Origin of the sequence: Arthrobacter sp. B3I9, from assembly GCF_030816935.1 — a bacterium.
Classification (GTDB): domain Bacteria; phylum Actinomycetota; class Actinomycetes; order Actinomycetales; family Micrococcaceae; genus Arthrobacter.
Map to the genome: position 1 here is coordinate 4115907 of NZ_JAUSYO010000001.1, position 7361 is coordinate 4123267.

Below are 7361 nucleotides of genomic sequence, written 5' to 3' on the forward strand. Positions count from 1 at the left end.
AGCGTTCAGGCGCCCTGGGGCTTATCCGCCTGCTCCAGCGTGTCCGCATGCCGATGAGCCACCTTCCACTCGCCTTCCTCGCGGCGGTAAATCTGGGTAACGCGCAGCGTGTAGTCCCTCGGCACACCGTTCACCGAGGCGCTCGTGTGCTCGTACCCGACGGTGTAGGCGAGGTCCCCCATCACGTCCGCGGCGATGACCTCGTGAGAGTAGGACGTGCAATCCGAGAAGGAGGCCTCCAGCTGACGGAAGATGTGCCCCACCTCCTCCGGACCGCTGCCGGAGGTCCAGGCGCCCAGCACGGTGACTGGCTCCCTCGTCGACCAGATGGCGGAGCGGGGAGCGGCATCGCCGTTGTGGAGGGCGATCTCGGCGTCCTTAAGGCGCAACCCGACCCAGGCCATAAAGTCATCCCGTTCACTCACGCCTGGCCTCCAAAGGGCTCACTCGCTGCCAAGAATCGACACTGGTCTTGCGCGAAAGGGACACAGCCCCGGCGTCGTCCCTTTAGTAGAACACCCCTCGGGGCCGGGGAACAGTGAAAGCTGCGGCAGCGGTACTAAAGCCGTAATGAAATGGTCGGGGATCCGGCGGCATCCGGCTCCACTGAAGCGCGGACGGAACTGTAGTCGTCGATGTGGAGCACACCGTCGGGAAGTGGCCCCGTGTTCGGGCCGACCGCCACCGTGCGGATGCCGGCAGCCAGGGCCGCGGCGATCCCGGCAGGAGCGTCCTCGAAGACCACGGCCTGCTCAGGCTGCACGCCCAGCAGTTCGGCGGCCCGCAGGTACCCTTCCGGGTGCGGCTTGCCCCGGGTGATCAGGTCCGCTGTGACGGCGGTCGCGGGCATGGCGAGCCCGGCCGCTTCCATCCGGATGTCCGCCAGGATCCGGTCGGCGGAGGTCACGAGGGCAACGGCGTTGCCTGGAAGACTGCGCAGGAGCTCGGCGGCCCCGGGCAGCGGCACTATCCCTTCCGTCCGGACACGTTCCATCGCATCGATCTCGGCAGTAAGCGCCGCGACGTCGGCGCCCGGCGGAGCGAACCGGCGAACTGTGTCGATGCTCTGTACGCCATGGGACGTGCGCAGGATCTCGGTGGAGTCCAGGCCGTAATGAAGAGCAAACTCGTGCCAGACCTGTTCCACGATGAGTGTGGAATCCACCAGCGTTCCGTCCATATCGAAGAGGACGGCACGGCAGACGAGCGTGGGCGCGGCAGGGGGTGCCAGATTATCCATGCGTCCATCATGACCCGATGCCGCCGCGGACCGGACGTGTGACGCTCCGCAACCACGCGCTCCGCTAGCCGACCACCTCCGCAGCGCGGGGCGCCCCCACGGATCCGCGGCGGATCAGCGTGGCACTGAGTTCCCCGGACGGCGCCGCGGACCTGCGCCCCTCGATCTGCCGGATGAGGGCCTGCGCGGCCGCCATCCCCATGTCATAAACGGGCTGGGCAATGACGGTCAGGGGCGGCGTGGTCAGGCGTGTCCAGGCAAAGTCGTCATACATGAGGAACGAGACATCCGCCGGAATGGACAGCCCCAGTTCCTGGATGGCCTCGACAACGCTCAAAGCGATGAGGCCGTCCGAGGCAATAATTGCCGTGGCGGGGTCAGGGCCCGACAGCAGGTCCTGCGTGATCCTCTTTATTGATTCCGAGTCGCCGGCGTTGAGCCGGATCAGATCCAGGGGCTGGCTCAGTCCCTTCTCCTCGAAGGCGCGAAGCATCCCCTCGCAGCGCTCGGCGATCTGAGAGGAGTCCAGTTCCATTCCCGCGACATAGGGCCGCTCCGTCTTGAGGGTCGAGACGAAGGCGATCCGCCGGTGCCCAGCCTTAAGGAGGTACAGCGTGGACTCGTAGGAGATCCCCGTCATGTCCACCGCGACGGTTTCTATGTTGAGGCCCGTTGCCGCACGGTCCAGGAGAACCAGGGGGCGGCCGGAATCGTACACCTGGCGTAAATGCTCCGTTTCAACCGACGACGCCGGCGCCACGATAAGCCCGTCCACCCGCTTGTCCAGGAGCACCTTCACGGCGTCCACTTCCGCCGCCCTTTCCTCATCGGTATTGATGAGGATGACGTTGTAGCCGCTCTTCTTCGCGGTGTCGGTAATGCCCCTGGTGGCCAGGCCGAAGTGCGGGTTTTCGATATCCCCCACCACCACACCGATAGTGTTCGATTTTCCCGTATTCATGCTACGGGCGAGTTCGTTCGGGCGATAGGAAAGCTCCTCCGCCGCGGCCAGAACCCGCTCCCGCACGTCGTCGCTCACGGCACCGTAATTTCCCAACGCTCGTGCGGCCTGCGCCTTCGACACTTGGGCGGCCTTTGCGACATCAGCGACTGTGATGTCCCGGCGCCTTGCACCATTGCTGCTCATCTGCGCCTTCCGAAATGGGCCTTGACGGCCCTTGTGGTCTGGGTTACATTTTTAGCAACCCCGATGTGAGTCCGGTCTCAATCGTAGCGGGTGAGACCGGACTCAGCAAGGGATTCAGACCAAAAGGCCAAGGCCGCCCCGCTTCCCAAGATTGGACAAGACTTTGAGCAAACGATTGAACTTCCGCCCCGCGGCGGTGGTCGCGGCTGGCGTCGCGGCACTCCTGGCACTGTCGGGCTGCGCAGGAACCCCGGCTTCGTCCTCCGGCTCCGCTGACAACCCGTACGGGCTGATCCAGTCCGGCACCATCCGCGTTGCCAGCCTGGGAGATTCGAAGCCCTACACGTTCACCGACGCGCAGGGTAACTTCACGGGCTTCGACGTCGAACTGTTCAAGGACGTCGCGCACCGTGCCGGGGTCGACAACGTTGTCTTCACCGGCCAGGACTTCTCCGCGATCCTCCCGGCCGTCTCCAATGGCCAGTTCGACGTCGGCGTGGCCGCGATCGGCATCACGGACAAGCGCAAGCAGACCGTGGACTTCTCCGACGGCTACCTCGCTGGCTACCTGACCGTCATCACCGGCAAGGACTCCGGCATCAAGGACGCCAACGGCCTCTCCGGCAAGCGGCTCGGCGTGGTCCAGGGATCCCTGCAGGAAGCCTATGCGGTGAAGAACTTCTCCTCGGCAAGCCTGGTGCGGTTCCCGGACAACAACACCGCCATCGCCGCCGTCAACAGCGGTGCCGTCGATGCACACTTCCTCGACTACGAGGCCGCCAAGGCCTACGAAGCCCAGTACGGGCTGGTCAGCGCCGCAGATATCCCCTCCTTCGACGCCCCGGCCGGCTTCGCCATCGCCAAGGGCAAGACCGCCTTCAAGGACGCCTTGAACAAGGGTCTGAAAGCGGCGATGGAGGACGGCACCTGGAAGAAGCTCTACCAGAAGTGGTTCCCGGGCTCCCCGATGCCCGAGCAGTACCTGCCCACGGCCGAGCAGACCACCAGTGCCTCGCCCAGCCCGTCGGCCAGCAAGTAACCCGACCGCGGAGCTCCGGACGCCCTAGTCCGGCTGCCATAACCCGGGCGGACCGTCACCAGCGGTCCGCCCGGAACCTCCAAACCAACTACGTCTGAGAGCAACCATGGACTGGTTTACCACCATCATCCGCACGTTTTTCGATTTCGGCGCGATGGCCGAAGTCTTGCCCCAACTCCTCGCGGTCGGGCTCCTGAACACCCTGATCATCTCCGTGTCCGCCACCGTCATCGGCGTCGCGCTCGGCATGGTGGTCGCCGTCATGGGAATCTCCCCCTCCCGCTGGCTGCGGGTCCCGGCCCGGATCTACACCGACCTCTTCCGCGGCCTCCCGGCCATCCTGACCATCCTGCTCATCGGCCAGGGCTTCGCCCGGCTCAGCCAGTCGATCTTCGGACCCTCCCCCTACCCGCTGGGAATCATCGCCCTCAGCCTGATCGCCAGCGCCTACATCGGCGAGATCTTCCGCGCCGGCATCCAGAGCGTCGACAAGGGCCAGGGCGAAGCCTGCCGTGCCCTCGGCATGAGCTACGCCAAATCCATGGCCCTCGTCGTCGTCCCGCAGGGCATCCGCCGGGTCCTGCCGGCCCTGGTCAACCAGTTCATCGCCATCGTCAAAGACTCCTCCCTCGTCTACTTCCTCGGCCTGCTCGTCACCGAACGCGAACTCTTCCGCGTCGGACAGGACGCCGCCGTCCTCTCCGGCAACCTTTCACCCCTGGTCATGGCCGGAATCTTTTACCTCGTCATCACCGTGCCCCTGACCCACCTGGTCAACTACTTCGACAACCGGTTCCGCACCGGCCGGCGCCGCCCCGCCGCCCCCAGCAGCGGACTGAACGAAGTCAAAGAACTCGACGCGGCCTCACCGCTGATCTCCGGGAGCAACACATGAGCACCAGCACCAACAACACCCCCCACACCGCCGCCCCCGACATCGAGACCTTCCACGGCTCCAGCCTGGAACTGCGGAACCTCACCATGGCATACGGGGACATCGAGGTCCTCCGCAACGTCAGCCTCACTGTCGCCCCCGGAACCACCACGTGCATCATCGGACCCTCCGGCTCCGGCAAATCCACGCTGCTCCGCGGCGTCAACCGCCTCCACGAGCCCAAAAGCGGTGACGTGCTCCTCGCCGGCGAAAGCGCCCTCGACGTCAAACCCGACCTCCTCCGCGCCCGCATTGGCATGGTCTTCCAGCACTTCAACCTCTTCCCGGACCACACCGCCCTCGAGAACGTGGCCCTGGCGCTGTGGAGCGTCAAGGGCATGCCGAAAGCCGAAGCCAGGGCACGCGCCCACCGCCGCCTCACCGAAGTCGGCCTCGCCGAACGGGCGGACCACCGCCCACGGGACCTCTCCGGCGGACAGCAACAACGCGTCGCAATCGCCCGGGCCCTGGCCATGGAACCCGAAGTCATGCTCTTCGACGAAGCCACCAGCGCCCTGGACCCCGAGCTCGTCAAAGGCGTCCTGAACCTCATGGCAGGCCTCGCCAAACGCGGCATGACCATGGTGGTCGTCACCCACGAGATGGGCTTCGCCCGTAAAGTCGCGGACCAGGTTGTCTTCATGGACGAAGGCGAGGTCGTCGAAGCCGGCACACCCGCCGACCTTTTCGACAACCCCCAAAGCGAACGCCTCCAACGCTTCCTCTCCGAGGTCCTGTGATGAGCACCAGCACAGCGGCACCCATCAGGACCGCCGTCGTCGGTTTCGGTATCTCCGGCGGGGTCTTCCACGCACCGCTGATCCAGGCTGACCCCGGTTATTCGCTCGACGTCATCGTCACGGCCGATCCGGAGCGTGCAGCCGAGGCGGCACGGCGCTACCCCGGAGCCCGGATCGTTCCGACACCGCAGGCCATGTTCGCCCTGGCCGCGGACCTCGACCTCGTTGTCCTCGGCACTCCCCCGCTCACCCACTTCGACCTCGCCGCAACGGCCATAGGCCACGGGCTCCATGTTGTGGTGGACAAGCCCTTCGTCACCACATCCGCGCACGGCGAAGAGCTGATCTCCCGTGCGGCCGACGCCGGTGTACAACTGACGGTGTTCCAGAACCGCCGGTGGGATGCCGACTTCCTGACGCTCGAAAGGCTCGTGCGGGACGGCGCGCTGGGAAGCGTCCGCACCTTTGAATCGCGGTTTGAGTGGTGGCGGCCGGAAGGCTTCGGAAACTGGCGGGACAGCGCCACCCTGGCGCAGGGCGGCGGTATCCTGTCCGACCTCGGCGCCCACCTTATCGACCAGGCCATCCAGCTGTTCGGTCCCGTCCAGGACAGCTATGGGGAGACCGCCAACCACAGCGTGAACCCCGACGGCGCCGATACGGAGGCGTTTGTGTCCCTGCTCCACGAATCCGGTGTCCGGTCCAGGCTGTGGATGAACGGCATGGCCGCGCAGGTCGGCCCGCGCTTCCACGTCCTGGGGTCCGACGCCGGCTACACCAAATGGGGACTCGACAGCCAGGAACCCGCCCTCGCGGCGGGAACGGGCCCGGCGGATCCCGCCTACGGCGTAGATCCCCAGGACTCTTGGGGGGTCCTGGGAATCGACGGGAACGCCGTGCCCGTACCTGCCGAGCGGGGTAACTACCCGCAGTTCTACGCGGAGCTCGCGGAAGCCCTGCGCGGACAGAGGCCCTTACCGGTTCAGCCCGCTGAGTCCCTCGAAGTCCTGAAAATCATCGAAAAAATCCACGCCTTCGCATAACCGCCGGGCCACCCCGAGCGGACCAAACACCAGTCACGAAGAAAGGGAAGACGCATGTCCTCCACCACCTCACCCAAGCGCGTCGCCATCATCGGCGGCGGAATCCTTGGCGTCTCCACCGCCGTCCACCTGCTCCGCCAAGGCGCATCCGTCGCCCTGCTGACCGAACGTGGACTGGCCAGTGAAGCCAGCGGCCGGTCGCTCTCCTGGCTCAACTCCGCCGGAGAACGCTCCACCCCCTACCACCAGCTGCGCCTGGCCGGCGTGGACCGCTACCGCACCCTCTTCGCTGCGGACCCCGGCAGGGAATGGCTCCAGTTCGGCGGCGGCCTCATGTGGAACGCCGCCGGGCAGCACGATGTCACGGAAACCCGCCACGCCTACGAAAAATCCGTCGGCTACGACTCCAAGTTGCTCGCACCCGAGGACATCGCCGCAGCGACCCCCGGCATCGATTCCAGTGCAGTGCCAGAAAACGCCATCTTCAATCCCGGGGAAGGCTGGGTCAGCCTCCCGCACCTGGTGGACTTCCTGATGGAGGAATTCCACGCCCGCGGCGGCAAGCTGGTCCTCAACGCCGGCAAGACCGCCGTAGCGGTCGACGGCGGCCGGGCCACCGGCGTCGAAACGGCGGCCGGCGAGACCTTCGAGGCCGATGCGGTGCTGGTGGCCTGCGGCGCCGGTACGCCCGCCGTCGTCGCACCGCTCGGAGTTGAGATCCCGAACGGGTCCCCGGTATCCATGCTCGTGCTGACCAAGCCTGTGGAGCACGACGTCAAGGCCGTGATGAACACCCCGCGGGCAGCGGTCCGCCCCAACCCGGGAAGCACCTTCGCGCTGGACCACGACTGGTATGAGGAGCGCATCACCGAGCATCCGGACGGCTCGTTCAGCATTCCGGACGAGGTGGTCCAGGAACTGGCCGACGAAGCGTCCAAACTGATCGCCGGAAATACCGAGCTCAAGCCCGCGTCCTGGAAGATCGGCTACAAGCCCATTCCCGGAGACGGCGAACCGGTCTTCGGCGAACTGGGCCAGGTGCCCGGCTGCTTCGTGGCCTTCACGCACTCCGGAGCCACGCTCGGGCTCATCGCCGGCGAACTTCTTTCCGACGAGATCCTGACCGGCAAGAAGCACCCCATGCTTGCCACGTTCCGCCCCGGGCGCTTCTCGTAATTCCCGGCCCTTGGGCCCGGCAGGCCGGAGTCCCCGCGGCTC

8 protein-coding genes are annotated in these 7361 nt (G+C 66.1%); 5 read left to right on the forward strand and 3 right to left on the reverse strand.

Translation table 11 applies throughout. The features are described from left to right. Positions 1–5: 5 nt before the first annotated feature. The 3 genes from QFZ65_RS19035 to QFZ65_RS19045 all read right to left on the reverse strand — a co-directional run bounded on the left by QFZ65_RS19035 (position 6) and on the right by QFZ65_RS19045 (position 2387). Positions 6–425 (reverse strand): nuclear transport factor 2 family protein, encoded by a 420-nt coding sequence (locus QFZ65_RS19035; protein WP_306912439.1) that lies wholly within the window; start codon positions 423–425, stop codon positions 6–8. Positions 426–559: 134 nt separating this feature from the next. Further along, entirely contained in the window at positions 560–1240 is a 681-nt protein-coding gene (locus QFZ65_RS19040; protein ID WP_306912442.1) for an HAD-IA family hydrolase, read from the reverse strand. 64 nt (positions 1241–1304) lie between these two features. Beyond that, positions 1305–2387, reverse strand: coding sequence for a LacI family DNA-binding transcriptional regulator (locus tag QFZ65_RS19045; protein ID WP_306912444.1), 1083 nt, complete (start codon positions 2385–2387; stop codon positions 1305–1307). A gap of 163 nt (positions 2388–2550) precedes the next feature. Between QFZ65_RS19045 and QFZ65_RS19050 the strand changes: the two genes are divergently transcribed. The 5 genes from QFZ65_RS19050 to QFZ65_RS19070 all read left to right on the forward strand — a co-directional run bounded on the left by QFZ65_RS19050 (position 2551) and on the right by QFZ65_RS19070 (position 7319). Then, the gene (locus tag QFZ65_RS19050; protein ID WP_306912446.1) at positions 2551–3426 is read left to right on the forward strand and encodes an ABC transporter substrate-binding protein; all 876 of its coding nucleotides are present in this window, start codon (positions 2551–2553) and stop codon (positions 3424–3426) included. A 106-nt stretch (positions 3427–3532) separates the two neighbouring features. After that, positions 3533–4321: an amino acid ABC transporter permease gene (locus QFZ65_RS19055; RefSeq protein WP_306912448.1), complete on the forward strand. Its 789-nt coding sequence runs from the start codon at positions 3533–3535 to the stop codon at positions 4319–4321. Next, complete coding sequence (locus QFZ65_RS19060; RefSeq protein WP_306912450.1) at positions 4318–5100, forward strand: amino acid ABC transporter ATP-binding protein; 783 nt, start codon at positions 4318–4320, stop codon at positions 5098–5100. The genes QFZ65_RS19055 and QFZ65_RS19060 overlap by 4 nt, the downstream gene beginning before the upstream one ends. Then, positions 5100–6143, forward strand: a complete 1044-nt coding sequence (locus QFZ65_RS19065) for a Gfo/Idh/MocA family oxidoreductase (RefSeq protein WP_306912451.1) — start codon at positions 5100–5102, stop codon at positions 6141–6143. The genes QFZ65_RS19060 and QFZ65_RS19065 overlap by 1 nt, the downstream gene beginning before the upstream one ends. 54 nt (positions 6144–6197) lie before the next feature. Continuing rightward, a complete protein-coding gene (locus QFZ65_RS19070; RefSeq protein ID WP_306912452.1) occupies positions 6198–7319 on the forward strand; it encodes an FAD-binding oxidoreductase in 1122 nt (373 codons plus the stop codon). Positions 7320–7361: the final 42 nt, after the last annotated feature.

Coding starts and splice junctions, on each gene's coding strand:
- QFZ65_RS19040 (WP_306912442.1), bottom strand. CDS start 1,240: ATGGATAATCTGGCACCCCCTGCCGCGCCCACGCTCGTCTGCCGTGCC.
- QFZ65_RS19070 (WP_306912452.1), top strand. CDS start 6,198: ATGTCCTCCACCACCTCACCCAAGCGCGTCGCCATCATCGGCGGCGGA.
- QFZ65_RS19045 (WP_306912444.1), bottom strand. CDS start 2,387: ATGAGCAGCAATGGTGCAAGGCGCCGGGACATCACAGTCGCTGATGTC.
- QFZ65_RS19065 (WP_306912451.1), top strand. CDS start 5,100: ATGAGCACCAGCACAGCGGCACCCATCAGGACCGCCGTCGTCGGTTTC.
- QFZ65_RS19060 (WP_306912450.1), top strand. CDS start 4,318: ATGAGCACCAGCACCAACAACACCCCCCACACCGCCGCCCCCGACATC.
- QFZ65_RS19055 (WP_306912448.1), top strand. CDS start 3,533: ATGGACTGGTTTACCACCATCATCCGCACGTTTTTCGATTTCGGCGCG.